At 58.8% G+C, this 26047-nt stretch carries 23 protein-coding genes and 1 pseudogene; 11 read left to right on the top strand and 13 right to left on the bottom strand.

Going from position 1 to position 26047, the window contains the following annotated elements; genetic code table 11:
* Positions 1-33: 33 nt before the first annotated feature.
* The 10 genes from GAO09_RS09010 to GAO09_RS08965 form a co-directional block, all read right to left on the bottom strand.
* Positions 34-1353 carry a BatD family protein gene (locus GAO09_RS09010; protein ID WP_153353682.1) on the bottom strand — a complete coding sequence of 440 codons (1320 nt, stop codon included), beginning with the start codon at positions 1351-1353 and terminating at the stop codon, positions 34-36.
* The gene (locus tag GAO09_RS09005; RefSeq protein ID WP_153353721.1) at positions 1350-2903 is read right to left on the bottom strand and encodes a VWA domain-containing protein; all 1554 of its coding nucleotides are present in this window, start codon (positions 2901-2903) and stop codon (positions 1350-1352) included. The genes GAO09_RS09010 and GAO09_RS09005 overlap by 4 nt, the downstream gene beginning before the upstream one ends.
* The gene (locus tag GAO09_RS09000) at positions 2900-3889 is read right to left on the bottom strand and encodes a vWA domain-containing protein (protein ID WP_153353681.1); all 990 of its coding nucleotides are present in this window, start codon (positions 3887-3889) and stop codon (positions 2900-2902) included. The genes GAO09_RS09005 and GAO09_RS09000 overlap by 4 nt, the downstream gene beginning before the upstream one ends.
* Complete coding sequence (locus GAO09_RS08995; RefSeq protein WP_153353680.1) at positions 3876-4391, bottom strand: DUF4381 domain-containing protein; 516 nt, start codon at positions 4389-4391, stop codon at positions 3876-3878. The genes GAO09_RS09000 and GAO09_RS08995 overlap by 14 nt, the downstream gene beginning before the upstream one ends.
* Positions 4391-5326 carry a DUF58 domain-containing protein gene (locus tag GAO09_RS08990; protein WP_153353679.1) on the bottom strand — a complete coding sequence of 312 codons (936 nt, stop codon included), beginning with the start codon at positions 5324-5326 and terminating at the stop codon, positions 4391-4393. Before GAO09_RS08990 ends, GAO09_RS08995 begins: the two co-directional genes overlap by 1 nt.
* Positions 5323-6300, bottom strand: a complete 978-nt coding sequence (locus GAO09_RS08985; RefSeq protein WP_153353678.1) for an AAA family ATPase — start codon at positions 6298-6300, stop codon at positions 5323-5325. Before GAO09_RS08985 ends, GAO09_RS08990 begins: the two co-directional genes overlap by 4 nt.
* A 56-nt stretch (positions 6301-6356) precedes the next feature.
* Entirely contained in the window at positions 6357-8012 is a 1656-nt protein-coding gene (locus GAO09_RS08980; RefSeq protein ID WP_153353677.1) for an arylsulfatase, read from the bottom strand.
* A gap of 141 nt (positions 8013-8153) precedes the next feature.
* A complete protein-coding gene (locus GAO09_RS08975; protein ID WP_153353720.1) occupies positions 8154-9305 on the bottom strand; it encodes an alpha/beta hydrolase in 1152 nt (383 codons plus the stop codon).
* An 87-nt stretch (positions 9306-9392) separates the two neighbouring features.
* Positions 9393-10325: a SphA family protein gene (locus GAO09_RS08970; protein WP_235938011.1), complete on the bottom strand. Its 933-nt coding sequence runs from the start codon at positions 10323-10325 to the stop codon at positions 9393-9395.
* Between the two features lie 155 nt (positions 10326-10480).
* Positions 10481-12187, bottom strand: a complete 1707-nt coding sequence (locus GAO09_RS08965; protein ID WP_153353675.1) for a tetratricopeptide repeat protein — start codon at positions 12185-12187, stop codon at positions 10481-10483.
* 576 nt (positions 12188-12763) lie between these two features.
* Between GAO09_RS08965 and GAO09_RS08960 the strand changes: the two genes are divergently transcribed.
* Positions 12764-13558 carry a hypothetical protein gene (locus GAO09_RS08960; RefSeq protein ID WP_153353674.1) on the top strand — a complete coding sequence of 265 codons (795 nt, stop codon included), beginning with the start codon at positions 12764-12766 and terminating at the stop codon, positions 13556-13558.
* Between the two features lie 179 nt (positions 13559-13737).
* Positions 13738-14253: pseudogene (locus GAO09_RS08955) on the top strand (dihydrodipicolinate synthase family protein); the annotation flags it as partial.
* Positions 14254-14661: 408 nt separating this feature from the next.
* Here GAO09_RS08955 and GAO09_RS08950 read toward each other — a convergent pair.
* Positions 14662-17781, bottom strand: coding sequence for a hybrid sensor histidine kinase/response regulator (locus tag GAO09_RS08950; RefSeq protein ID WP_153353719.1), 3120 nt, complete (start codon positions 17779-17781; stop codon positions 14662-14664).
* Between the two features lie 297 nt (positions 17782-18078).
* On the opposite strand from GAO09_RS08950, the gene GAO09_RS08945 reads away from it, so the two are divergent.
* The 5 genes from GAO09_RS08945 (at position 18079) to GAO09_RS29990 (ending at position 21804) form a co-directional block, all read left to right on the top strand.
* A complete protein-coding gene (locus GAO09_RS08945) occupies positions 18079-19521 on the top strand; it encodes a DUF7125 family protein (RefSeq protein WP_153353673.1) in 1443 nt (480 codons plus the stop codon).
* Positions 19518-20561 (top strand): sensor histidine kinase, encoded by a 1044-nt coding sequence (locus tag GAO09_RS08940; RefSeq protein WP_153353672.1) that lies wholly within the window; start codon positions 19518-19520, stop codon positions 20559-20561. Before GAO09_RS08945 ends, GAO09_RS08940 begins: the two co-directional genes overlap by 4 nt.
* 129 nt (positions 20562-20690) lie before the next feature.
* Positions 20691-21062 (top strand): response regulator, encoded by a 372-nt coding sequence (locus GAO09_RS08935; RefSeq protein ID WP_112506395.1) that lies wholly within the window; start codon positions 20691-20693, stop codon positions 21060-21062.
* Positions 21063-21274: 212 nt separating this feature from the next.
* A complete protein-coding gene (locus GAO09_RS08930; protein WP_153353671.1) occupies positions 21275-21628 on the top strand; it encodes an ArsR/SmtB family transcription factor in 354 nt (117 codons plus the stop codon).
* Positions 21598-21804, top strand: coding sequence for a hypothetical protein (locus GAO09_RS29990; RefSeq protein ID WP_235938003.1), 207 nt, complete (start codon positions 21598-21600; stop codon positions 21802-21804). The genes GAO09_RS08930 and GAO09_RS29990 overlap by 31 nt, the downstream gene beginning before the upstream one ends.
* Positions 21805-21842: 38 nt before the next feature.
* On the opposite strand, the gene GAO09_RS29985 is transcribed toward GAO09_RS29990, so the two are convergent.
* Positions 21843-22043, bottom strand: a complete 201-nt coding sequence (locus GAO09_RS29985; protein ID WP_235938002.1) for a hypothetical protein — start codon at positions 22041-22043, stop codon at positions 21843-21845.
* Positions 22044-22073: 30 nt separating this feature from the next.
* Here GAO09_RS29985 and GAO09_RS08920 point away from each other — a divergent pair, with 30 nt between their 5' ends.
* Genes GAO09_RS08920 through arsH form a run of 4 tightly spaced genes read left to right on the top strand, consistent with a single transcriptional unit; the run spans position 22074 to position 24790 of the window.
* Complete coding sequence (locus tag GAO09_RS08920) at positions 22074-22601, top strand: arsenate reductase ArsC (RefSeq protein ID WP_153353670.1); 528 nt, start codon at positions 22074-22076, stop codon at positions 22599-22601.
* A complete protein-coding gene (gene arsB / locus GAO09_RS08915; RefSeq protein ID WP_153353669.1) occupies positions 22601-23659 on the top strand; it encodes an ACR3 family arsenite efflux transporter in 1059 nt (352 codons plus the stop codon). The genes GAO09_RS08920 and arsB overlap by 1 nt, the downstream gene beginning before the upstream one ends.
* 2 nt (positions 23660-23661) lie before the next feature.
* Entirely contained in the window at positions 23662-24087 is a 426-nt protein-coding gene (gene arsC, locus GAO09_RS08910) for an arsenate reductase (glutaredoxin) (protein WP_153353668.1), read from the top strand.
* The gene (gene arsH / locus GAO09_RS08905; RefSeq protein ID WP_324185681.1) at positions 24062-24790 is read left to right on the top strand and encodes an arsenical resistance protein ArsH; all 729 of its coding nucleotides are present in this window, start codon (positions 24062-24064) and stop codon (positions 24788-24790) included. The genes arsC and arsH overlap by 26 nt, the downstream gene beginning before the upstream one ends.
* A 10-nt stretch (positions 24791-24800) precedes the next feature.
* Here arsH and chrA read toward each other — a convergent pair whose 3' ends face one another.
* On the bottom strand, positions 24801-26021 hold the full coding sequence (chrA, locus tag GAO09_RS08900; protein ID WP_153353666.1) for a chromate efflux transporter: 1221 nt from the start codon (positions 26019-26021) through the stop codon (positions 24801-24803).
* Between the last annotated feature and the right edge of the window lie 26 nt (positions 26022-26047).

Genomic DNA, 26047 nt, shown 5'->3' with positions numbered 1-26047 from the left:
ACGAGCGTGCTCTGCGAGGGAAGAATGTTACTGTTACAACGGGGGTAACAATGACGACCGCGTCGTCGGATTGAGCTCCGGGAGCTCGCTTTTTGTGACGATGGTCCGGCGCTTCGGAATGGCGATCGCCAGGGACAACGCTTTGCGATCCAGCTCCACGTCCTGAGACCTAAAAAGCCGTCTTTCGAGAATGGCGACTTGTTCGGTGAGGCTCGTGTTTTGCTGTGCTTCCACCCAAGCGGCTACCGTCGGATAGCTCAGATCGACACTCCAGTCCTGGAGAGTTCGGTAGATTGCGAACTCTCCACCATCGGCAATGGTAGCGCGGAGGCGTTTGAGTCTCCGCTTCGGGGAATTCCGGCGTTTGTTCTTTATGCGCCTCGCCCAGGCGCGGATACTCTGAGAGTTTCGACGGATCGAAACAAACGCAGTTAGCCCGAGGGCGAGCACCAGGAGCGCAGGCCCCCATTTCCGCCATGTCACCCTTTCGGAAACCGCGCTGTCTTCCTCGGACGTGGGTGCTATGTCTTCATTTGCCGACGTATCCCTGGCGACCACGAGATCGACTGCCGGAAGACTGGCCAGCGCTACGGCGCCGTTCTCGGTATCGAACCAAGGATACGAGATTTTCGGTAGGGAGAAGCGTCCTACTTCTGTCGTAGTATAGACCACTGTCTGCGTCCGCGTGCTTCCGCTTTGGACGCTGCGCCCTATACCGCGCCGCTCGACACCTTCGGCGAGGACCGGCGGCTTCACGTATTGCTTGATGCCGACTGTTTCAGCGAAATCGACGGACGGTATGAGCATGGCTTGCGTGTCCTCGGCAAAGATCACGATGGTTCTGACGAGTGCGTCGCCAGCGGTCAGTGAGGAAGCATCTCGGTCGAAGGACTGCGTAATGGTCAGGTTCCGTGCCGCGAAGGGTAATGCGTTGGAACCGGGACTATCGGACACCTCGAATGAGGGAAGGCCGACTTTCACCGTGGATTTGACCGAAGTTCCGTTTGACGAGTAGCCGAGATCGATGTCGATTTCCGGGAGGGCGAATGACCCGGGCTTCTCCGGGACGACCACATAGCTCTTGCGAATCCCTGCATACTGAACGCCGTCCATCCTCTGCACCATGTTCTGGGCAATGTCATTGGAGAGAGTCACCAAGGCATCCGGGGCATCGAACAGCGGAAACTGCGGTGGCGAGGTAAAGAAATCGGGCGCGAAAACTTCCACGACGACATGAACCTGCTGTCCGGGGACGATCTTTTCTACCTCCATAATCGAAGCCCGCCCAAACGGCTCGGACGCGAACGTCGAACCGCCTGCCAACAAACTGAATAAAAGCACGAACAGTCTCATCGTGCGGCCCTCCCGGCCTCGATGGAAAACTTGCGCGCCATCAGGTCAGTCGGACTGGCGACAATATTTTTCATCCACATCTCGGAACTCTGCTCGGCGATGTTCATTACGCCTTCCTTGCCCTTTTTGCCTTTTTCGTCGAACTGGACGCTGTCGGGGGCTTCGCTCGGCTGTTCCGGCTGTTCCTCCTGCTTTTGCGCCCGGGCTTTCAGAAGCTGGCTGGCGATGGCCAGATTGGTTTTGGCGTCCGCCCAGTCCTCGCGTTTCTTCAGAGCGTTCTCGTACGATCCGACCGCCTGTTCGAACTTGCCGAGCTGAAGAAGAGCATTTCCCTGATTGTACCAGCTCTCAGGAGTGTCCACCGATGCGAAGGCGTCTACTGCTTCCTGGAACTTGCCCGCTCGGTAATAGGCCACGCCTTTCCACATTGGGTCCGAAAAGTGATCCGCTGCGTCGTTGAACATTTTATGCTCGAAGGCGCGCCTCCCTTGCTGATCACCAGTGAGCCACATGTCCATCAGTCCGTTTGCATGGGCAGGCTGGTGGAACGACACCTGTATTGCCATCAGCACGATGCCGATTTTCGCGACCCATCCACGACGGAAAGATAGCGCCATGGCAACGACGAGCGGTATCACAAGCCACCAGCCCAAGTCGCTCCAGCGGTCATCGGCGGTCGTCTGCTTTTGAGCGAAGTTCGAGCGGATGCGCTGGACGATCCAGCGGATATCGGTGTCGTCGTCCGTTACTGTCGCGACATCCGCTCCAGTTTCGCGCCCGATGGCCTGAAGCGCTTTAATGTCCAGTTTAGGGAAGAGCCGTGTCCCGGAGGCAGCTGTCGCGAAATTACCGTCTGTGTTCTTCACGGGGCCGCCCGCCGCCGTGCCGACTCCAAGGATGACTATACCATTCGGGCCTGACTTCAGCTGTTCTGCTGCCGCTGCCTCCACGCCGTCAGTCAGTATCAGTATCGTGCCGACGGAGCCTTCCCTCTTGAGGAGGTCGCCGGCGAGCCGTATCGCCGCGGATGTGTCCTTTCCCGGCTTGGGCATGATGCGGGTTGCCAGCGCCTCGGAATAGGTTTCGACGAGCGCCCCGTCTTCCGTCGGAGGGATGACGAGATGGGCGGTCCCGGCATAGGCAACGATGGCATTTCGCGCGCCTTGTCGGGCATCGATTACGTCCTTGATCTTCAGCTTCGCCCGCTCAAGGCGCGATGGTGTGACGTCGATCGCGTCCATTGTTTGCGAGAGGTCGACGGCGATCACCAATGTGGCCGTATCTGCGACGAAGGGCGGCTGCTCTCGCCTCCAGGTAGGGCCCGACGCTCCGATGATAGCGACCGCTAGCATCAGCGCCAGCAGGGATGTCGGTTTAACCCTGGAATTTCCGGCACCTTCTACGATCAGACTGTCGAGCAGGTGTGGTGCGATGAAGCCTTTCCACCGGGCGCGGATATCGTGGGAACGGTTCGCCAGCAACACAATCGAGGAAGGCAAAAGCAGCAGGACGAGGAACCACGGTCTGATAAAGTGGAAATCTGAGATCATGACTGCGTCCTCCGCCGCATCAGAACTGCCGCGCCCGCGATCGCGTAGTATCCGCCCAGAACCGCAGTCGCAGCCAGCAGCGGAACGTGGAACAGATCGACCCGTGGTCGCCACGACAGAACCTTCTGGTCCTCCGGCGTGATCCTGTCGAGCTCCTCGTAGATCGCCGCGAGTTGGGCCTGGTCGCCCCCGAAAAAATATCTGCCGTCCGTGGTCGCGGCGATCTTCTGAAGCGTGACCGTATCCAGCTTATCCTCCCCGGTTGCCGTCGGGTTTCCGATACCGACGGCATGTATGGTCACGCCTTTTGATTTTGCAATGTCGGCGGCCTTCAATGGAGGCATCCGGCTGGCCGTGTCATTGCCGTCGGTCAGCACGACCAGCACCTTTTCTGGAACAGTGGTCTGGTCGAACATCTTGATGGCCAGCCCGAGCGCATCACCGAGTGACGTTCTCGGTCCAGCCATTCCCGGCAATGAATCCGTGATCATGGTCTCGACCAGTACGTGATCCATGGTGAAGGGCGAAAGCGGGTAAGGAGCGTCCCCGAAGGCGACGAGGCCGATCCTGTCGCCGGAGCGCTTTCGTATGAAGTCAGTAACGACCTGCCGGACCGCCTCGTCACGAGCAATCGTGAGCCCGTCGGCAGACGGGAAGTCCCTTGTATCCATCGACTGTGAGAGGTCCAGCGCGAGTAGGATGTCACGCTGTGGCTGAACCTTATCGATCGGAGGTTGGATGAACTGGGGGCGGGACAACGCAAGAACGATGAAGCACCAGGCAAGTGCCTCGCAAACCACCTGCGGCCATGTCCGGCGCGCAATAACGGCACCGTCGGTCGGACGAACTCCGGCTGCTTTCGTCACTTGCGCAAAGAATGGGAGACGTATCGATGCCGAGCTTTCCCTGTGGGGTGGAAGCAGCCACCAGACCAGGAGCGGTGCAAGCAACGTGAGAAGCAGCCATGGATGATCAAGCTGATACATCGTGTCGCTCGATCCATGACCGCGTGGCAACGATGACATCATCGCCAACTCGCGATGGCAAATGTGCGATACAATCAGCGCTGTGGTACTCGAAGTCGTTCAGGAGCCATTCGACCGCATGGGTATCGGTGTCGCCGTATTTTTTCAGGAAGCCGACCCAGTCGTCGTTCGTCAAAGAGGCCACCTCGACACGCGGCCATGCCGCGAGCGCGGTCCGCTTCAAGAGTTCTCCGACTTGGCGCACGCCTTCGCGACGGGTCGCCGGCTGGCTGAGAAGATGCTGGATAGGTCCCAGCATCGACAGCGCCTCAAGTCTATAGGCATTCGCTCGGTATCGTCTGGCCCATCTCAATGCCGCGACGAGGCATGTCCCGACAACCAATGCGGCGACCAGTAGCCAGCCCCATGTCTGCGGCCACCACGAAACAGGCGGAGGCAAAACGATGTCGTGTAGCGATTGAAGCGCCATCCGCAATGCAGGGTTTGGACCCGAGGGTTCCATCAGCGCCTCCGTTGTCGCCAGGCGGACTGTTCCAGCAGGCGACGAAGTTGCGGCGCGGTCTCTTCCGCAGCCGAGATCGGCAGCATCGGTAGTCCGAGTTCGTTTTGCCACGCGAGCAATTCCCGACCGCGGCTGCGGGCGAAGGCGTCGATCGATGAGCGGGTACTCGCTGTCTTCAATGCCAGTTCCGCCTGAGGTCCGCCGCCGCTCACGACAATGTGGCCCGAGCTCGGCAGGGCGAGCAGAAAGGGATCGTAGACGAGGAGACAGATCACGTCGTTTCGGGAGGACAGCCTCAGCAGGAGGTCGCGCGTGCGTGGCGTATGGCCATCGAGGTCAGAGATCAAGAGAATGAGGTGGTCATGATGCGCAAGGGTGGCGACGGTTTCCAGAACTGCGTCTAACTGGCTGGTCTCCCGTGACGCGCCGGCGTTGGCTCTCAGTTCATTGTTTTTTGTGGCGATCCGGTCTGCAAAGGCAATGACTGCGTTGCGACTACGGTGTGGCTTCAATTCCTCCGTATCCGTATCGCCGAGGACAAAGCCGCCGACCCTGTCGCCCGAACCCAGTATCCGCCAGGCACACAGCATGGCCGCTTCCGCCGCCGTTACCGATTTCATCGCGCGGCGACTGCCGAAGAACATGTTGATGCGCTGGTCGACGACGATCAGGGCAGGGCGCTCCTTTTCCTCGGAATAGACCCTTACGACAGGGCGCGTCGTCCGCGCTGTGACGCGCCAGTCGATCGACCGGATGTCGTCGCCTGGAAGGTAGTTACGCAATTCCTCGAAGGTCAGTCCACGGCCCCGCATCGTCGAATTCATGCGTCCCGCAAGCTGCTGGTGGCTGCGTGCCTTCTGCACGAAACTCAGGTCGCGTGCTTGCGTCTCCAGCTTCACCAGGCCTTCGGTCGAGACGTAGACACCGCCGCTCATGACACGGCCACCAGTTTCACGATCCGGTCGATGACCTGGTCCGGCGTGGTGCTCGACGCATGCGCCTCGTAGGACAGGATCAGCCTGTGGCGGAAGACCCCGTGGACAATCGCCTTCACATCATCCGGCGTGACGTAGTCACGGCCTTTGAGCCAGGCATAAGCCCGTGAAACCTTGTCGAGACCGATGACCCCGCGCGGGCTCACACCGACCTGCAGGAGATTGGCCAGGTCCTTGTCGTAGCGTTCCGGATAGCGCGTTGCGAAGACCAGGGCGACCATGTATTTCTCGACCGGGTCCGAGACCGTGACAGTTCCGATCTCCCTTCTCGCGTCGAACACGGCTTTTGGATCGAGCTTCTGCGGCGGATTTGTCTTCGGACCGCCATGAGCCTCGTTCTCTTCGTCCCGGTTGAGACGCATGATGGCAGCCTCCGAAGCCTCGTCCGGATAGCCGACTTCGACATGCATCAGAAAACGGTCGAGTTGCGCTTCTGGAAGTGGATAGGTGCCTTCCTGCTCGATCGGGTTCTGCGTCGCCATCACCATGAACAGGTCGGGCAGGGGATAGCTCTTACCGCCCACCGTCACTTGATGTTCTTCCATGGCCTCCAGCAAGGCCGACTGCACCTTCGCTGGAGCGCGGTTGATCTCGTCGGCGAGGATCAGGTTGGCGAAGATTGGCCCCTGCTGGAATTTGAACTCGCCTTTGCTTCCGTCGGAGAAGTAGATTTCGGAACCGGTGATGTCGGCAGGCAGAAGGTCGGGCGTGAACTGTATCCGCGAGAGTTCCGCTTCGAGATTTTTCGCTAGGCTCTTGATCGCCCGTGTCTTCGCGAGGCCTGGGAGGCCCTCTACCAGTAGATGACCGTTTGCAAGCAGCCCCAGCAGAAGCCGCTCGACCATCTGATCCTGACCGATGATGGACTGGCCGATACGCTTGCCAAGTTCGAGAATGTCGTCGCGCGGAGCCATAGCGTTCTCTCGCAAGTGGATGAGAAGGGCGCGCCGACACGACGCGTCCTATGATGCTACTTCTCGATGCCGCGATCCTTGAACGACTGGTCGATCGCCTTGTCCACCTGGGCGCGAACGCCTTCGATGTTGAAGCTCGCCACACGCTGGCTCGGCGGATATTTTACGAAGGTTTCCAGGAACGCCGCCCCCTGTAGCTGTCCTTTTACAAGCAGGTAATCGTTGCGAACCAGCCAGTCATTATACTGGTCGGAGACTGTGTCGGCCCTCTCGTATGGGTCCATACGCAGGTTAAACAGCTTGGGTATCCGCCACGTGGTGAACGGGGTCTGCCATACCTGGAAGCCCCCAGGCGCAGGCTGCTCCTTGAAGACGACCTTCCAGTCATCGTAACGGGTCGCCACCAGATCACCGTCATCGTCGAAGTAGTAGAAGTCTTTGCGGGCGCTCGTTTCTGTTTTGCCCGTGATGTAGTCGAGCTGGTTGTAGCCGTCGAGATGGTTGCGGAAGCTGGTCGTACTCCCTTCCGGTGTCCAGCCTGTCAGCAGACGGCTCTTTACGTCAGGGTCGCCCGCCGCTGCCACGAGGGTCGGGAACCAGTCGAGACCGGAGAACATCTGATTCGAGACCTGACCGGGCTGGATACGGCCTGGCCATCTTACGAGGGCAGGCACGCGGAAGGCACCTTCCCAGTTTGTGTTCTTCTCGCTGCGGAAGGGGGTCGTTGCCGCATCAGGCCAAGAGAACTGGTTTGGCCCGTTATCGGTCGTGTATACGACAATCGTATTGTCGGCGATGCCGAGATCATCAAGAGCCTTGAGCAGCTTTCCGACATGGCCGTCGTGCTCGACCATACCGTCCCCGTACTCGTTGCCGGGCATGCCGCTCTGGCCACGCATGCTCTCGCGGACGTGGGTGAATATGTGCATCCGCGTCGCGTTCATCCAGGTGAAGAACGGCTTTTCGGCCTTGACCTGTCTGCTCATGAAATCGATGGCCGCCGACGTGGTGTCGTCGTCGATCGTTTCCATCCGCTTTGTGGTGAGTGGCCCGGTATCCTCGACCTTGCCGTCGGCTGTCGCTTTAATGACCCCGCGCGGATCGTAGGCCTTCAGGAACTCCGTGTCATCCTTCGGCCAATAAGGTGCTTCGGGTTCTTCCTCTGCATTCAGGTGATAGAGGTTGCCGAAGAATTCGTCGAATCCGTGCCGCGTGGGAAGATACTCGTCGCGGTCGCCGAGATGGTTCTTGCCGAACTGGGCCGTGGCGTAACCCAACGGTTTGAGGGCTTGCGCGATTGTCATGTCTCCAGCCTGCAGGCCGACGGGCGCGCCGGGCGCTCCGACCTTGCAGAGCCCGGTGCGCAGGCATGCCTGTCCGGTGATGAACGTCGATCGACCCGCCGTGCAGGAGTTCTCGGCGTAATAGTCGGTGAACATCATCCCTTCTTTGGCGATACGGTCGATGTTCGGCGTCTTGTACCCGACCACGCCCATCGAATAGGCGCTGACGTTCGTCTGCCCGATGTCGTCGCCGAAGATGACAAGGATATTGGGTCGAGCATTGTTTGCCGCGGCGGGCGGCGTGGTTCCCGTCGCGGGGGCAGGAGCAGCTTGTTGTGCAAGGGCGGGGGAGGCGATAGAGGCCGAGGTCAGGGTCATAACGACCGCGGCCGTCGCGGCGAGAAGTCTCCGAGAGACAGGCTTACTCATTATACGATTCCTTTCTGCTTCCGGGTGCATCCGGTACTCGGTCGGATATCCGCCGCGATAGTGCGTCAAGCAGGGGGAGGCGGTAAGCTTGTTACAGTTACAGGCTACGTAACTTGAGGGTAACAATGGCCCGTTTCCCGATCATTTGGCCGAAAGAGGCGACTGGTGAGTGGCCTTCAGGTCTGCTTCCACATCGCTTCCTGCTGGAAGCGCATTTCTTGAAGGCGGCTGGACGATCAGGAGTGGTGCGGTAACAGCCGCACCGGCGAAGCTACCGACAGTGCGGGCCGTTCCGCCGACAACGGCTGTGATGCCCTGGCCGAGAGAGACGTTGCTGTCAGTCAGCGTTTGACCCGTCATCAGCCGCTGGCCGATGAGCTGAACGATCTGAGGGCTCTCCGCGAACTTTCCATGATGCAGACTGTCTTCGGTTTTCACCTTGGTTAGGTCGACGGCGGTGATACCCGCCTTTTCCAGACGTGAGCGATAAGGCTCCGCGGACGGATCGATTGCGCCCAGACGCGACACGTTTCCCGTGATGAAGCTGGAAGCCGCCAATGCCCGGTCGTCTTGCGATACGAAAATCGTGAATTTTGGTTTGGGGTCGCCCATTTCCGCGAACTGTTTGGCGAAGACCTGGATGTCGATATCAGGGGAGGCGAGAATGACGTTGTCGATCTTCGAATTAACATGGCCGTCGCGAATGCCCATCTGGCGCAACGATTCCATCGCAAGCCAAGTACCCATTGAATGGGCAAGGATTGTAATGTCCTTTACAGCCGGATCGGCTGCCAATACCCGGAGCGATTGCTCTAGCGCGGTCCTCGAATAGTTTGTGCTTTCCTTGTCGTATTCGTAGCCCGTGAGCTCCGCCCTCGACGGCCACGTGAACAGAATAGGCGTGGCCTGCATGCCGCTGTCGTGGACAATCTGAGCGAGACGGAAGACGCTGTCCTCGTATCTGTTATTGAAGCCGTGCACAAATACCAGGGCGTGCCCGCCCTCAAGATGCTGCCGGAACCAAGCCCTACCGTCCGCCACCGTATCGATCTGCTTTACCCTGGTAACGGTGAAGTCTGTCGCCGGATCGGCAGGCAGGCGCTTTGGCCACTGAACGGTACCCGGCTCCCTTCTTAGAGGGATCGACACGGCTACGTCGGTCATGGAAGGTTTGGGACTGCGTTCACCATTGAAAAGCGTGGCGCTGTCTCCGGACGGCTGCCGCGTGGTGGCGACAAGCATGTCGATCTGGATCGCCGACTTGGCAGAGGGGGCCAATGGGACGGGCTGCATCACGCCGACCGGATGGCCGCAGCCAGACAGCGCAAGGCAGAGAATCAACGCAACGCAAGATGAGTTCTGGCGGTTCACGCCGGGCACCTACTTCGCCGCGATGTTCGTTGGCTTCGTTATCGAAAGCGGCATTGATATGCTTAGGTAGACAGCGTCTCCCTCTGCGCGGTTCTCGGCGGCAAACTCGTGGAAATACTTTACACGCGCCGAAATCGGCAGCTCGCCCGCTTTGAAGTTCCATCCGATCGTCGCGCCGATCGCGGCCACCCGGCCTTTGAAGTCGCTTGTCGCACCCGCGCCGCTGTCTCCCGTGACTTGGTCATAGTAGTAGCCAACCAGACCCGCGTCGAACTGCTCGTTGAAATGCTGGACAGCCGCCCATTCGAAATGGAATTCGTTGCCAGTCCGATAGTCTGTCGCCGGGTTTTCGGCGTTGAACGTCATGCCGACAACGGCCGAAAGGTCGAGACCGATTGCCGGGTCGAGCCAGGTCAGGCCCGCCGAAACGTCTGCACCCCAGTGATGGAACGCGATGTTTGAAATCTCGCCCTCTTGGTAGTCTCCGATCGGGACATTGACCAGCAGGCTGGTCTGCCAGTGGAAGTTGCCTTCCTCCCATCCAAGCAGTGCGCCGACGACGGGATCGCCTACCGTGAATACCGGGTCGGAGATCGAACCTGAAGCGGTTCCGCCTCGAGGACCTGCGAGGGTCACGTCGGCATCCGTGTTCTTCCATCCGATTGGCAACGTCGCAGTCAGCCCAAGATGTCCCCCCATGATGTCTTCCGGAAGTACCCAGAGAACGGTAGGCACGTCGATCGCCGCGGCCCCGTCCACGCCGACGGCCAGACGCCCGCCCGAAGGGAGCGCTCTTCCACCTCCCAGCTCGCCCGAATAGATATAGATATCATTGGAGAAGAAGACGCCCGGCGGCGGGGTGATCGCAGCGGCAGGCCCTTTCGATCCCAGGAGGTAGAAGCCTGCGCCGCCTTCCGCGGCATTGACCGCAGTGGTGCCCATGGTCAATGCCAGCAGTGTACCGAAAGAAGCAACAACGGCGTTTACGAGGAAGGTAGGCTGGATGCGCATGAGATGGCCCTTCGACTTCGTCAGTCCGTCACCGCGGACCCGGGAAAGGGAAGTTCATTCCGCGCCTAGAAGCAAGGATGTTACAGTTACAATGGCCCGTTCGCGGCGAATTCGGGCGACGTCAGCCCCGACGCTTCGATGCCCTGGCGTAATGCATCTTCCAGATCGGAATTATATCTGGTTCCCGTGAGCATCGCCGACACGACCTTATCCAGGTCCGGATGCTGCATGCGGGCGGTCGCGATTTCCTTGCTCGTCGCCGTCTTGTCGCCCAGCCGGGCGACGGCTGCGAGCTTCAGTATCGCTGTCGGAGTATCTGCGGCAGGAATCTGGCGCGCTAGAGATGCGGCCTCGGCGTACTGGCCATTGCGATAAGCATCCAAGATCATAACGAAGCTCGCGTCACGGATGCTCTCGCCTGCGAGATCGACGGCTTCGCGCGCGAGACGCACGCCTTCTTCCCAGTAACCGCTCAGGAAGACGGCCATGGCAAGCTTGGCGCGGAGGTCGGCGTTCTCGGGGTTGAGGACGAGCCCGCGGCGTCCCGCGGCGATCGAGGTATCGTTCTGGCCGACCTGGTACTGGGTCGCCAGTTGAGCAAGCGCTGCCCGCGGGGACGAAGGCGCGGAGGTTGTTGCGCGATTGGCGAGCTCCAGGCCGCGGGCGAAGAAGCTTGGGTCTCCGTCGGCGCGTCCTGTCCAGAGATAGACCCGCGCGAGCGTGGCCATTGCATCCGCATCGCCGGGGTCGGCCGCGATGGTCGCTTCAAGGCACGGACGAACGGCCTTCAGGCCGCCACGACTGCGTTGCTCGACCGCAGTTTCTCCCCTGAGGACGCAAATATTCCCTGTGGTCGATATCGGAAGATTTTGCCGTAACTCCGAGACGTTCACGATACCCACGGGGCCTGCGATCTTGCGAGAAACCGCATATACAAGCTCTTCGAGAGCCAGCTCCCTCGGTTTGTCGGAGGTATTCCTGCGATCCTCGCTCGTCCAGATCGTCTCTCCGGTCGCCGGATCAGAAACGCGCGAGCGGAGGGAAGCGCCGTTCGCATCCTCGGTATATCTGACGGTTACGACATAGGAGGACTGGCCGACGGAAGTAGTGGCCCCGCGTGTCTTCGGCGTGTCCCTCAGCCGCACCGTTCCGAAACGGGTCATCGATGAGGACAGGTTTTCGGCCAGCATGTCAGGTTCCCAGCCAGCGGGTGACCCCGTCAAGTTCAGTTCGACGACTGGCCTGTCCGTGTCGGCACGAGAAACAGTAAGTTGACGGTACGCCGCATAACTGCCGCCAACGGCTACCGTCACAGCGAAAATCGCGACCAGAGTGCCTTTTATCGGGAGTGCCCGACCAAGGTTTGGCACTGGTCTGGTTTCAGGAGGAAGAACTTCGTCCTCGGAGCATATCTCTTCGAGGCAGGGCTTGTGAGAGCGTGGACTGAAGATAGGAATGTATCGCCCCCGCGCGATGTCAAGTCGAACACCTTCCTCTTCGCCAAGCAGTTCGTAATACTTTGCAAGGGCTTCGCGAAGACGTGTTGCTTCTATTCGGACGATGGGATCAGAAGACGGGTCAAACGTCGGGGGTCTGTTGAAGACGTCGATCGCGATCGAGTATGCCTTCACCGAGTCGCTGCGGCCCTCGAACAGTGCATCGATGATATACCTGAGAAACAGTTTATGTCGATCGGAAACGTGAAGGCGGGGGTCGGCAAGCAGCCTTTCGGCCTCCATTCTCGCCACTTCATCCGGTACGGCATCCGTTTCCCCTACGCCCTTCGCAACCATGTCGCCACCTCGTGATGTCCGTACGTGAGCTAGCGCGAATATGCTCGACTTCACCTAAAGTAGCAATTGGTAAATATGATAGTCTGTCTCAATAGCTAACGCTTGTGGCCGGGTGGCTCAGATTGGGATCGTGTCGCTTTGTGACGACAATGTCGCTCGACGTCATCTTCGAGGTCGCGGCATAGTCCCCGATATTCTTCCTGCAAGCCTGTTTCTTGGGGACGGGGGTTCAAGACGAGTCGCTCCAGAGTGGTGGTCGCGTCGTCATACGCCTCGCATAAGGCTGGGAAGGTGTCATCGTGCGACCAGAGATGTTGAAGGTCGCCGCGTCGCCGTGGCAACCGCAGCATTAGTTTCAGCAGACCGCGATGAGCGGTATCTCTGGACGAGCCCATGGTTTGGGGCACTCCTTCGTCGGGTACTTAATTCTGGTCTCCATTCATTCGTCCATGGCCGCGCACAAAATGCGAGAATGTTACTGTTACATCGCCGAATGGCGTCCCGCTGTAACAGTAACAATGTGTCGGTTGCCCGTCTTTCGTGCTGGACTTCGCCCCAAGATATTGGAGGTGAAAGATGCGCCAGGTATTATTGGCTTCAGTCGCTGTGGCAATAGGTACTCTTTCGCCTGCCCTCGGCCAAGAGGTCCACGAATCCGTCAACGAAGCGAACAACCCGCTTACGCCAAAAATCACGATAAACCTGCAGGACTACTACATACCGTCGTTCATCGACACGCCGGGCGACCCGCACGCCAACCAGTTCCTGCTACGCGGGCTGGTGCCGTCGGACATGTTCGGGCTTCCACAGCTTCTGCGGTTCACACTTCCCATCGCGACGTCGCCGGACACCCCGTCAGGTTACGTGACGGGCCTGGGCGATCTAACGCTGATGGACATTTTCATTCTTCCGAAGAAAGGCGACGTCACGTTTGGCGCTGGACCTCTCATTGTCCTTCCAACCGCGACGGACGATTCACTCGGCAGCGGGAAGTGGCAGGTCGGCGGGGCTGGCATCGTGGTTGCTCCGCAGGACTGGGGACTGCTCGGCGGGCTGGTGACCTATCAGACCTCGTTTGCAGGATCAGACTTTCGCGAGGACGTGAACCTGTTCACCTTTCAGCCGATCCTCAACATCAACCTCTCTGAAGGCTGGTACCTGCGCTCTTCCGCCACCTGGAATTTCAACCTTGAGAGCGGTTCGTCCTACGTCCCGGTCGGCGCTGGCATCGGCAAAGTCTTCCAGCTTGAAAAGGGCATCACTTTGAACGCCTTCATCGAGCCGCAATACACCGTCTGGCACGACGGTCCCGGCGCGCCAAAGTGGCAAATTTTCGCCAGCATGAACTTTCAGTTTCCCATCGGCAAGTAAAGAGGTTCGCACGCATGCGAAAGGTCCTGCTAGTCACCGTCGCTGCAGCCGTAATCGCGCCATTTTAACCAGATCGTCTACTGGGGTGGCCTGTTCGACTGGAAGAACCAGACGCTCACGCCCAATCCCGATACGATCTATCTGAAGCCGTTCCGGGACACCAAGACGGTCGGCCCACTGTCTGCCAGGCAACGGGCATGGGCGGCATGGTCTATAACCGCGATAACTCGGTCTTGCAGGCCGATACGCTTGCTCGTCTTTGCGACAAATGCAAAAATCTCGCTGGCTATGGCACGGGCGATATCGGCCTCGTGCGCCAGTTCACCGCAAAGATGGGTGATCGCCTGACATATCTCGGTGGCATGCTGACGGCGGAACTCTTTGCTGAAGCCTATCTCGGAGCCGGCTTCAGCACCTATTCGTCCGCCGTCTTCAATTTCCTGCCGGCCCTCGCAATTGATTTTTACCGGGCACTGCGGGCCGGTGAACGAGGCAAATGCGCGGTTATTCTGAACGAATTCTTCTACCCGTTCATGGCGATCTGCAATCGATCGAAGGGGTCTGCAGTATCTGCGGTTTAAGCCGGTGTTCGCCTGCAGGGCTTCGACGCCCGTCCGGTACGGGCACCGTTGCAAGATCTGTCGGCCGAAGAGATGACGATGATGGAAAAGCTGGTCGGCAGACACAAACGCTGATGTTCAGCTTTGATTAGAGATGCTGTCTATGGCAGCACCATCTATGTGTCGAAATCAGCAAATTTGGAAGCCGATCGGCCAGTTCATAATAGTCCGATGTCGCACTGCATGTTTTTACCCACCTGGAAAACTCTGATATTGTGAACGATTGCGAAGGAAGTGCTGCCTAACTATCGTGAAAATTTCAGCGTTGTTCCCGAGTAGCTACAACGGTACGTTGTAAGTGTTGCTGCACAATATGCGGGTCGACGGTTCGATACCCATCAAGGCGATTATCTTCTCCCCCTCGGCAATCTCACATTCCCTGCCAAAAACGAAGCTGGAATCTCGAATTAAATGCCAAGTCACTGGGCGCAGCGAACCGCATAGCAGCCGCATTCAAGTAGCTAAAAGTTTGATGCGGCGAAATCAGATAGAGTCTTTCGCTTGCGCTACTGCCGCTGCCAAATCCTCTGTCGTGAACGGCTTCGAGAGCTGCAACGCATCTTCTACTCCCGACGCCAACCGACCGGTGTCATTGCCACTCGCGAAGATGATACAAACCTGCGGCCATCGTTCCCTGACTTGCCTGGCGAGATCCGAACCCGACATGCCCGGTAGACCAACATCCGTTAGAAGAACATCCACGGATTCTTTCTGCATGATGCACATGGCCTCTTCGGCTGACCCGGCTTCCAGAGGGAAATGGCCAAGTTCGCTGAGCATGTCGACTGTCGCCATAAGGATGAGGGGCTCATCTTCAACAACAAGGATCCTTAAGGGCGCGGCTGCATCTTTTGCTTCTGGTTTGTCCTGCACTGCGAGACGCTCGGCCGCCATTTTGGCTTGAGCGGCATTTGCCAGCACGTGGCGAACCTTACGGGCAAGTGCCTCGCACGTGTAAGGCTTGGAAAGCAACTCGACACCCGCATCAAGCCGGCCACCATGAACGATCGAGTTTTCGGTGTAGCCTGATGTGAACAAGACGGCTATTGCCGGATAAAGGGCCTTGGCTCTTTTCGCCAGCTCAGTGCTTCGCATCGGCCCTGGCATGACGACGTCCGTGAAGAGAAGATCGACATGCGCGCCGCTTTCGATGATCGTAAACGCTGATTGAGCGTCCCGAGCCTTCAATACCTGATAGCCGAGATCGGTGAGCAAGGCGACCGAGTTTTCGCGAACAGCGTCGTCGTCTTCCACGACGAGGACCGTCTCCGTCCCACCTTTTACCGGGGTGCTCTCGGGTCCCGTCAGACTATCCTCGGCCTGCACGGTTTTCGGCATGTAGATCTTCATCGTCGTGCCATGGCCGACCTCACTGTAGATTTTGAGGTGTCCACCAGACTGCTTAAGGAAGCCGTAGACCATGGACAGGCCGAGGCCGCTTCCCTTGCCTTCACTTTTGGTACTGAAAAACGGCTCGAGGACGTGTTCGATGATCTCCGGCGGTATGCCCGAGCCGGTATCCGTCACCGCCACCATTACGTACTGGCCAGGGCGGACGTCCTCGTGCGAACGCGCGTATTCATCGTCAAGCACCGAGTTCACGGTTTCGATTGTCAGCCTCCCGCTGCCCTCCATTGCGTCCCTTGCATTGATCGCGAGATTAAGGATGGCGTTTTCGAGCTGGCCAGGGTCGATCAGAGTGTTCCACAGTCCGCCGGATACCACGGTCTCCAGCTCGATTTCCTCGCCAAGAGCACGGCGCAGCATATCGTCCATATTCTGGATGAGCTTGCGGACGTTGACCACTTTCGGTTCAAGTGGCTGTCTTCGGCCGAATGCCAACAACTGCGAGGCGAGTTTGGAGCCACGCGAAACGCCGGCCAGCGCGTTCTGAATACGGGTTTCAGCCCGTGTATTGCCGGCAATATCCTTCGTCAGGAGCTGTAGATTGCCACTGACGACTTGAAGCAGGTTGTTGAAGTCGTGGGCCACGCCGCCCGTCAATTTTCCGAGCGCTTCCATCTTCTGGGCCTGCCGCAAGGCAAGTAGTGCCGCTTCACGCTCGGTCGACTCCCGTTCCAACTGCAGCAACGCGGTTCTCAGTTCGCCGGTTCGTTGATCGACCCGCTGTTCGAGGGTGTGATTGAGCGTCTGAAGTTGCTCTTCTGCGCGCTTCTGGTCAGTAACGTCGAAGCCATCGACGAAGATGCCGGAAACGTTTGCAGTTGCGTCCAAAATCGGCTGATAGATCAGGTTGACGAACCGTTCTTCTGGCTGCTCTCCAGCAGTTCGCTGCAACGACACGGGAAGGCTACGACCTATGAAGGCCTCGCCCGAACGATACACCTGATCGAGCAGCTCGAAGAAACCTTGCCCTGAAAGTTCAGGGAGAGCGTCCCGCACGCGCATTTCCAGCAGATCACGATGGCCGACAAGTTGCATGTAGGCGTCGTTCGCCAGTTCAAACACGTGATACGGGCCGCGAAGAATGCACATGAAACTGGGCGATTGCTGAAACAGCTCCCGCATACGATCGCGTTCGGCAGTGCGCTGTTCGACCTCCGTCGTGAGTTGCCGGTTCAGTTGCTCAAGTGCAACCGCAGCCGCCTCGCGCATTTCGGCCGCCTCCGCCAAAGCAGCGCCACGCTGCCGCTCGGTTTCGAACGCATCCGCGCTCGCAAGGCTTGAAGCGATCTGGCCAGATAGCAGTTTTAGAAAATCGATATATTCATCGCTCGCAGGCCGATGGGGATTGAGCGCGACAATCAATACGCCGATTGGTCTGTCACCGCCCTGACCGACAAGCGGCACAACCGCGGCCTGCGAAGGCGCAAGATTCCAGGCGCCGCAGGGAACTTGGCCCATGTCGCTGATATCGATAATCGTCGGTGCTTGGCTGTGTCGGGCAGCATCGAGGTCCCAGATCACACCATCTGCCGCATTATTCAAACCTACGACTGCAGCGGCAAGGTTGTGATCTTCGGCTATGCCATTCGCCCATGTTCGCTTGGCAGACCCATCCTCATCGAACAGGTAAAGCAGGCTGAAAGGCAAATCCTGAGGATTATCACTGAGCGTGCTTTGCGAGGCCTCGTAGACTTGCTGCTTGCTATCGGATGTCGCGAGGGCTGATGCGAGCTTTCGCAGCGTGCCCATGCGCCGCTCACTGATAACCCTCTCGGTTTCTTCAGACACGGCACAAAAAACGCCCTCGACATTACCAGTATCGCCGATAAGCGGACTGTAGGAAAAGGTGTGGTATGTTTCCTCAGGATAACCGTCGCGTTCGAGCAGCAGCAGGAGGGCTCGGTCCCAAGTCGCTTCTCCGGTCTCGTAAACCGTAGCGAGACGATCCTTGACATCGTCCCAGATCTCCGCCCAGACGACCATGGTTGGCACGGCAAGGGCATTTGGGTGCTTCTTGCCCAGGGTCGGACGGTAAGCGTCATTGTAGAAGAAACTGATATCCGGCCCCCAACCGAGCCACATTTCGAACCGCGATGTCAGCAGAAGACGCAATGCCACCCTTAACGCGTCAGGCCAAGCTTCTGGAGGGCCAAGGCTGGTTTTAGACCAGTCGTGCCGACGCATCAGATGCGCCATCTCCCCATCGCCAACGAAAATGTCCTGGTAAGGCTCGGAAGGCACAACAGTCATGACGTTCCCATTATATGGCAGCGGGCAAGACATAGGCGCGTGGTAGGGCAAGTCCAGTCCAGTCTTCACAATCATTTTCTTCCCGGCGGCATAGGGTTGCGCCAGTTCCACGTATCCACGCAGACGGCAACTTGACCGCGATTGAACTTTCGGGAAAGACAAATATAACAGCATTGCATCTCTAAACCGGCGATGCGCGCCATGGTCTTTCGATCATTCGCGGAGCATTGGAGCGGAAAAGTTATGCCCAAACGTAAGAGCCCAGCCATCGTCAGCACCGGCATCGCAGGTCTGGACGAGATCCTCCGCGGCGGTTTGCCCTCGTCAAATCTCTATATGCTTCAAGGGGCTCCAGGATCCGGCAAAACCACAGCTGCGCTTCAGTTCCTGCGGGCTGGCGCAGATGCGGGGGAAAGCTGCATCTATGTCACCCTGTCACAGACAGCGGCGGAGCTCGAGGCAATCGCCACCTCTCATGACTGGACGCTGGATGGCATCCGCGTCGAAGAGCTTTCGACCTCGGGCACAGTGAACGAGGCCGACGATCAAAGCATTTTCGTGACCTCGGATCTTCGTCTGGACCAGACCCGAAAGGCGATCGAAGCCGCCATCGAGGAACATAAGCCACGCCGTCTGGTCTACGATTCTCTGTTGGAGATCCGTCTCATCACCGGTGACTCGCCTCGCTTCCGTCGCGAACTTATCGGTTTCAAGTCGTTCCTCGCTAAACAAAACGTTGTGGCATTGCTGCTGGACACCCAGACGGCTGGAGGAGATCGCAGCGGCGAGGAAGTCGAAGGGCTAGCCCACGGCGTCATCCGTTTTGACAAGTCCCTGGAGGAATACGGCGGCGTACGCCGACGCGTCGAAATCTCGAAGATGCGCGGCGTCCCCGTCGCCGACGGATATCATGACATGGCCATCCGTGAGGGAGCGGGCGTTGTCGTATTTCCTCGGATCACGCCTAGCACGGCCTCAGAAACCGCCAAACCCCACATGATCAAGTCTGGCGTCGCCGAACTCGATGAAATGTTCGGTGGTGGGCAGGAGGCTGGAACAACCACGCTGGTTATCGGACAATCGGGGACCGGCAAATCGACGATGTCGTCTCTTTACGCGACGGCAGCTCTCGAACGCGGCGAAAACGTCGCCCTGTTCCTGTTTGAAGAACGTCTTGAAACGTTCTTCCGTCGCTCCGAAGGTCTGGGTATGGAGCTGCGTCAGTTCCACAAGGACGGCAAACTGATCTTGCGGGATTTCAATCCGAATGAGATTTCGCCAGGCGAATTCGGGCAAATCGTTCAAGACGCGGTGACACAGAGCAAGTCCCGGGTCGTCGTGATCGACAGCCTGACCGGATATCTGAACTCTTTGCCGCATCGGGATAAGGCCGTGCGCGATATCCAGTCGCTCCTGAAATATCTTGCCAGATCCGGTGTGCTGACCATGCTCATCGTCGCGCAACACGGACTGCTGGGTCAGAATGTCGGCATCGATGTCGATGTCAGCTTCCTCGGAGACACTGTTCTGCTGTTGCGGATCATGGAGCACGAAGGACGCCTGCGGCGCAACATCACGGTCGTAAAAAAGCGGCACGGCCCGCATGACCTCAACGTCCGCGAGCTACTGATCGAAAGCGGAAGCGTCAGCGTTGTCGCCTATAATCCGCTTCCCGACGCGAAATGAGAGCGCCGCCAGCCGAAAGCGAGCTGGACTGGGTGCTGGTCCTTGCCCCCTTTCGCAAGGACGCCGACTACATTGCAGCTTTCTTGGGCGAACAGAAGGTCGACGTGTTGGCTGCCAAGGCCGGTGACGATTTGGAAAGCCACCTCGGTCGAGGACCCGGCATTATCGTTATCACGCACGAGTCGCTCACACCGGATGTCGTCGGGATGATTGCCGATCATTTGGCAAAACAGCCCGACTGGTCGGAAGTGCCCGTGATCGTGCTGTTGGAACGTGCCGCCCCGATCGCCCGGATCCGAACGCAGCTGCAATCGTCCTGGCCGGGCTCCCGTTTGCTTTTCCATATCCGTCCGATTGCGGCGTTGGAGCTTGTGAATGCGATCCAGTCAAACCTGATCGTCCGGCTACGTCAGCGACAGGTGCGGGATTCGCTCGACAGAGAGAAAGAGCTGCGGCTCGAGCTTAATCACCGGGTCAAGAATATCCTCGCAAGCGTGACGTCGATTTTCCAGATGACGAAGCGAGGCGCGACGACGGTTGATGATTTGGCAACGGAATTCTCAGCTCGATTACAGGCGCTTTCCAATGTCCACAGTGCCGTTTTCGAAGCTGGCGGTGAGGAGGTCGAGCTATCTGCTGTGGTAGAACTGACCGTGTCGCCTTACAATCGGGGCAGCGTCAGCCGCATTTCCGTCAGCGGCCCGGACATTGTCGTCAGCCGAGAGGCCGGCACGACAATCGCTTTGTGTCTCCATGAGCTTACGACCAATGCGATCAAGTACGGTGCACTGTTCCATCCAGATGGAGCAGTAAATGTGAATTGGGAGCTGAGTTCCGATGAAGACCCGGTCCTGTCACTGGATTGGCGAGAGGCAGGTGGCCCATCTGTGCAGGCGCCAACGCGCCAAGGTTATGGGACGCGTTACGTTCGCGCATCGCTACAGTCACTATTCGGGACAGCTCCACAGATTTCCTTTGAACGGGACGGCTTTCGTTGCTCGGCAAGCGGCCCGGTGTCCCGGCTGTCGAAACGCACTTGAACAAGACCGTAATCACGAGATGCTTTCAAAACTTCTGGCGACCGGTGGATCAAACCGAGGACCTGGGTGTTATGAGGCAAGTTGTTTTCGAAAAAAATGTAAATGCGGCAAACATTTGGATGGCACGGTATGGCAAATAACGGCGCTACGGTTCTTGTCGTGGAAGACGAGGCCCTCATCCGCCTGGCAATCGTCATGTCGCTCGAGGATGAGGGCTTTGTGGTTTACGAGGCTTCCGGTGCGGATGAGGCAATTGAGCAACTCAATCTACATCGTGAGATTCAGGTCATGTTTACCGATATAGACATGCCCGGCAGTATGGACGGTCTGAAGCTGGCATCAGCAGTCAGGGACAGGTGGCCACCGGTGAAGATCATTGTGACATCAGGTCACCGAAATCTCCGAGATGACGAACTTCCGATCGAGGGCCGTTTTTTTAGCAAGCCCTATAATCACGTGGAAGTCGCAAACGCGGTGACTGAAATGGCGGCAATCCGCTAGTGGTGAAATCTGTCAGCAAATCCTGCGAACTGCAACGCTTTCCCATTTCTGACTGCGTCGCGGTCCCCGACCGTGGGGACAATCGCTGCCATTGTTGACATGGTGGCGCTGTAGGATCCGGTGTTGCTTTCACGTGAGCAAGTCGTGTGGGCCGCCGATCAACCCGAACGGCTTGCGCTTGACATTGGCAATATATCCAATATTCTGGATATATGGAAACTAACAACGCAATATCTGCACTCGCGGCCTTGGCACAGAACACCCGCCTGGAGACATTTCGGTTGCTCGTCCGGCACGAGCCGGACGGCATTCCGGCTGGCGAACTCGCCCGGCTCCTCGATGTCCCGCAGAACACGATGTCTGCGCATCTTGCGACGCTGTCCCGTGCCGGATTGGTCAAGAGCGAGCGCCAGAGCCGATCAATCATCTACCGGGCCGACCTCGACGGCCTACGCGACCTGACACTATTCCTGCTGAAGGACTGCTGCGGCGGTTCAACGGAGCTTTGCGCTCCCCTGATCGCGGAACTGACGCCATGCTGCACGTCGGTGGCGAAGCCATGTTGAGCGCGATCGCATTGCACGAAAGGGCCGGTAGCGACGCTCGCCTCCGCGAGGCGCTCCGTGCCGCGGATCTCCCGACCGGTGATATTGAAGATGAAGGCCGCACTTTCTTCAAAGCCGTGTCTGGCGACGGCCAAACGATCGGATATGCCGGCCTCGAACGCTGCGGCGGCGATTAACTGCTGCGGTCTGTTGTCGTACTGCCGGCACATCGAAGTCATGGGGTCGGCCGAGCCATCGTCGAGGCAACGCTGAGCGACGTCGATGGCGATGTCTTCCTCGCAACGACGAGCGCCACGTCGTTCTTTTCGACCATCGGGTTTTCTGAGGTTCCGCGGGCCGAAGTGCCGGCAGCCGTTCTCGCAACCCGCCAACTGTCCTCCATCTGCCCCTCGTCGGCGACCATCATGAAGCTCAACAGGTCTCCGACCTAACACGGACCACGACCATGACTGACAAGACCTACAACGTGCTGTTCCTCTGCACGGGCAATTCCGCTCGCTCTGTTATCGCCGAATCCATCCTCAACAAGGAGGGTGCTGGTCTCTTCAAGGCGTATTCCGCCGGCAGCCAGCCGAAGGGAGAGGTCAATCCTTATGCCCTGAAGGAATTGGCAACGCTTGGCTATCCCTCGACAGGCTTCTCCTCGAAGAGCTGGGATGTGTTCGCCGCACCCGGCGCACCGGAGATGGATTTCATCTTCACGGTCTGCGACAGCGCCGCCGGCGAGGCCTGCCCCGTGTGGACCGGCCATCCTATGACCGCCCACTGGGGCGTCGAGGATCCAGCCGCGGTATCCGGCCTCGATATAGACAAGCAGCGCGCCTTCGCGCAGGCGGCCCGCTTCCTCAAGAACCGGATCCTCGCATTCGTGAACCTGCCGCTCGCGTCCATCGATCGGCTGGCGCTGGAGACGAAGCTTCGCCAGATCGGTGCGATGGAGGGTTCGACCTCGCCGGAGGGAAAGTCCGCTTGATGTCCACCTTCGAACGATATCTGACCATCTGGGTCTTTCTTTGCATCGCAGTCGGCGTTGCCCTCGGCCACCTGATGCCCGGCGTCTTCCAAAACGTTGGTGCCGCCGAGATTGCCAAGGTCAACATCCCCGTAGCGATCCTGATTTGGCTGATGATCGTCCCGATGCTGCTGAAGATCGATTTCCGGTCGTTGGCGCAAGTGGGCTCCTACTGGCGCGGGATCGGCGTCACGCTGATCATCAATTGGGCGATCAAGCCGTTCTCGATGGCGTTGTTGGGATGGCTGTTTGTCGGCTGGCTTTTCCGGCCCTATCTGCCGGCGGACCAGATCGACTCCTATATCGCAGGCCTGATCATTCTGGCTGCAGCCCCCTGCACAGCCATGGTCTTCGTCTGGTCGAACCTGACACGGGGCGAGCCGCTGTTCACGCTCTCGCAGGTGGCTTTGAACGACGCGATCATGGTCGTCGCCTTTGCGCCGATCGTCGGCCTCTTGCTCGGTCTCTCGGCCATCACCGTACCGTGGGCGACGCTTGCCCTGTCGGTCGCGCTCTACATCGTGGTGCCTGTCATTATCGCCCAGGTACTGCGGAGCTACCTGACGGCCGACGGCACAACGGGCGCGCTCGATCGCTTGCTTGCGAAGCTGCAGCCGGTATCGCTCATCGCGTTGCTCGCCACGCTCGTGCTTCTCTTCGCCTTTCAGGGCGAGCAGATCATCGCCCAACCGGCCATCATCGCATTGCTGGCCGTGCCGATCCTGATCCAGGTCTATCTGAACTCCGGGCTGGCCTACCTTCTGAACCGCATGGCAGGCGAGCGCCACTGCGTCGCCGGCCCTTCCGCGCTCATCGGTGCCAGCAATTTCTTTGAACTCGCGGTTGCCGCCGCCATCAGCCTCTTCGGGTTTCAGTCGGGCGCGGCACTCGCTACCGTCGTCGGTGTCCTGATCGAAGTGCCGGTCATGCTCTCGGTCGTCTGGATCGTGAACCGCTCGAAGGGTTGGTATGAGGCATCGCCCGCCGTTTCCCGCAACACCATCACCGAAAGGACCTGACCATGGACGCTACCATCTACCACAATCCCGCCTGCGGCACGTCCCGCAATACGCTGGCGCTGATCCGCGCCGCCGGGATCGAACCCACCGTCGTGGAATACCTGCAGAACCCGCCATCGCGTGAGCAGCTCTCCACGATGATCGCAGATGCCGGCCTGACGGTCCGTGAAGCGATCCGAGAGAAGGGCACACCCTATGCGGAACTCGGCCTCGACAATCCGGGCCTGACGGATGAGCAGTTGCTGGACGCGATGATCGCCACCCCCATCCTGATCAACCGACCACTCGTCGTCACGCCGCTTGGCACCAGGCTCGCTCGTCCTTCTGAGGTCGTGCTCGACATTCTGCCGGTTGATGCTTTCAAAGGACCATTCACCAAGGAAGACGGCGAACAGGTCCTCGATCAGGGAGGAAAGCGCGTTGTCTGAGACATTTCCCGCATTGCATGACAGCCATCTTCAGCCGATCGCGCCAGAATCGCTGCGGCCGGCATTCTCGACGCACAATCCCAGAATGCTGATCCTCTACGGATCGCTCCGGGAAGTGTCTTATAGCCGTCTCCTTGCCTTCGAAGTCCGTCGGCTGCTCGAACGCCTTGGATGCGAGGTGCGGATATTCGATCCAGCCGGGCTGCCGCTCCCGGACGAGGCACCCGTCAGCCATCCCAAGGTTCAGGAGCTGCGCGACCTCACGCAATGGTCGGAAGGCCAGGTCTGGATCAGCCCGGAGCGCCACGGCGCGATGACAGGCATCATGAAGGCGCAGATCGATTGGATTCCGCTGTCGCTCGGCTCCGTCCGCCCCACCCAGGGCAAGACGCTGGCGGTGATGGAGGTTTCCGGCGGCAGCCAGTCCTTCAACGCCGTGAACCAGTTGCGCATCCTCGGCCGCTGGATGCGGATGATCACCATCCCAAACCAAAGCAGCGTGGCGAAGGCGTTTCAGGAATTCGACACCGACGGCAGGATGAAGCCATCTTCCTACTATGACCGCGTCGTCGACGTCTGCGAGGAACTGGTGAAGTTCACCATCTTGACCCGCGATGCCTCTTCCTACCTCACCAACCGCTATAGCGAGCGGAAGGAAGAGGCGGCCGAGCTGGAGAAGCGGGTTTCGCTCAAGTCGATCTGATCGGATCTGTTCATAGGATCTGAAGCAGCACCGCTACACCAGCCATCAGGAGGACAACGATCCAAGGCGGCATTTTCCAAACGACCAAGAGCAGGAAACCGGCAAGTGCGAGTGTGAAGTCAGTGCTCGTGAACACTGCACTTGTCCAAACGGGATCGTAGAGAGCCGCTCCAAGCACTCCGACGACCGCAGCATTCGCGCCGCGCATGACAGCCTGGGCCGATGGCAATCTGTTCAATATCCCCCAGAACGGCAGAGCGCCCACGAGAAGAAGGAAACCGGGTAGGAAGATCGCCACGAGCGCAATTGTGGCGCCAAGCAGTCCGTTTGGTGTCGGCCCCGCTGCTGCGCCGAGATATGCCGCGAATGTAAAAAGGGGACCGGGCACGGCTTGCGCGACACCGTAGCCAGCCAGGAAGGATCCTTCGGACACCCAGCCGGAATCCACAACTTCGGCCTGCAACAGCGGCAAAACCACGTGGCCACCGCCGAACACAAGCGAACCGGAGCGATAGAAAGAATCGAACAGATCGAGTGAATGCGATCCGGTCGCAGACGCCAGCAGCGGCAACACCACGAGAAGCAATCCGAATAGGACCAGGCAAACGATCCCTACGGCCTTGGTCACGGGGAATACGATCTCCCTTAAAGGCTTCGGATCGCTTTCTCGACAGAGCACAAGTCCTGCCAGAGCGCCCAAGATGATCGCGGCGAACTGACCGAACACGCCTGCAAATGTAACGATGAAAACGGCGGCGAGCGCAATTCCCGCCCTCGGTCGATCGGGTGTCAGTGACTTTGCCATTCCCCATACGGCCTGGGCGACCACGGCGACCGCCACCAACTTGAGGCCGTGTATCAGCGCTTGCCCTGTTGGCCCGTCGAATGCGGTCGTGGCCATTGCGAACACCACGAGGATCATCGCCGATGGAAGCGTGAAGGCGATCCATGCGGCAAGAGCGCCCGTAACGCCACCGCTCATCAATCCGACTGCGAATCCTACCTGGCTCGAGGCGGGACCTGGAAGGAACTGACAAAGTGCGACGATGTCGGCATATCTCTTCTCGTCGATCCATTTGCGACGAAGGACGAGTTCATCACGGAAGTAGCCGAGATGGGCGACCGGACCGCCGAACGAAGTCAAGCCAAGCTTGAGGAATGCCCCGAACACTTCAAATGCGGAACGCCGAGAGTATCGATCCGCTTTATCCTCGTCGAGAACGGTAGCCATCGTGTAAATCTGTCTCCTGCCTCGAT

It is taken from the genome of Endobacterium cereale (assembly GCF_009617585.1).
Classification (GTDB): domain Bacteria; phylum Pseudomonadota; class Alphaproteobacteria; order Rhizobiales; family Rhizobiaceae; genus Neorhizobium; species Neorhizobium cereale.
The sequence above is the reverse complement of the archived record's forward strand: the minus strand, read 5'-3'. Positions and strand labels throughout refer to the sequence as shown.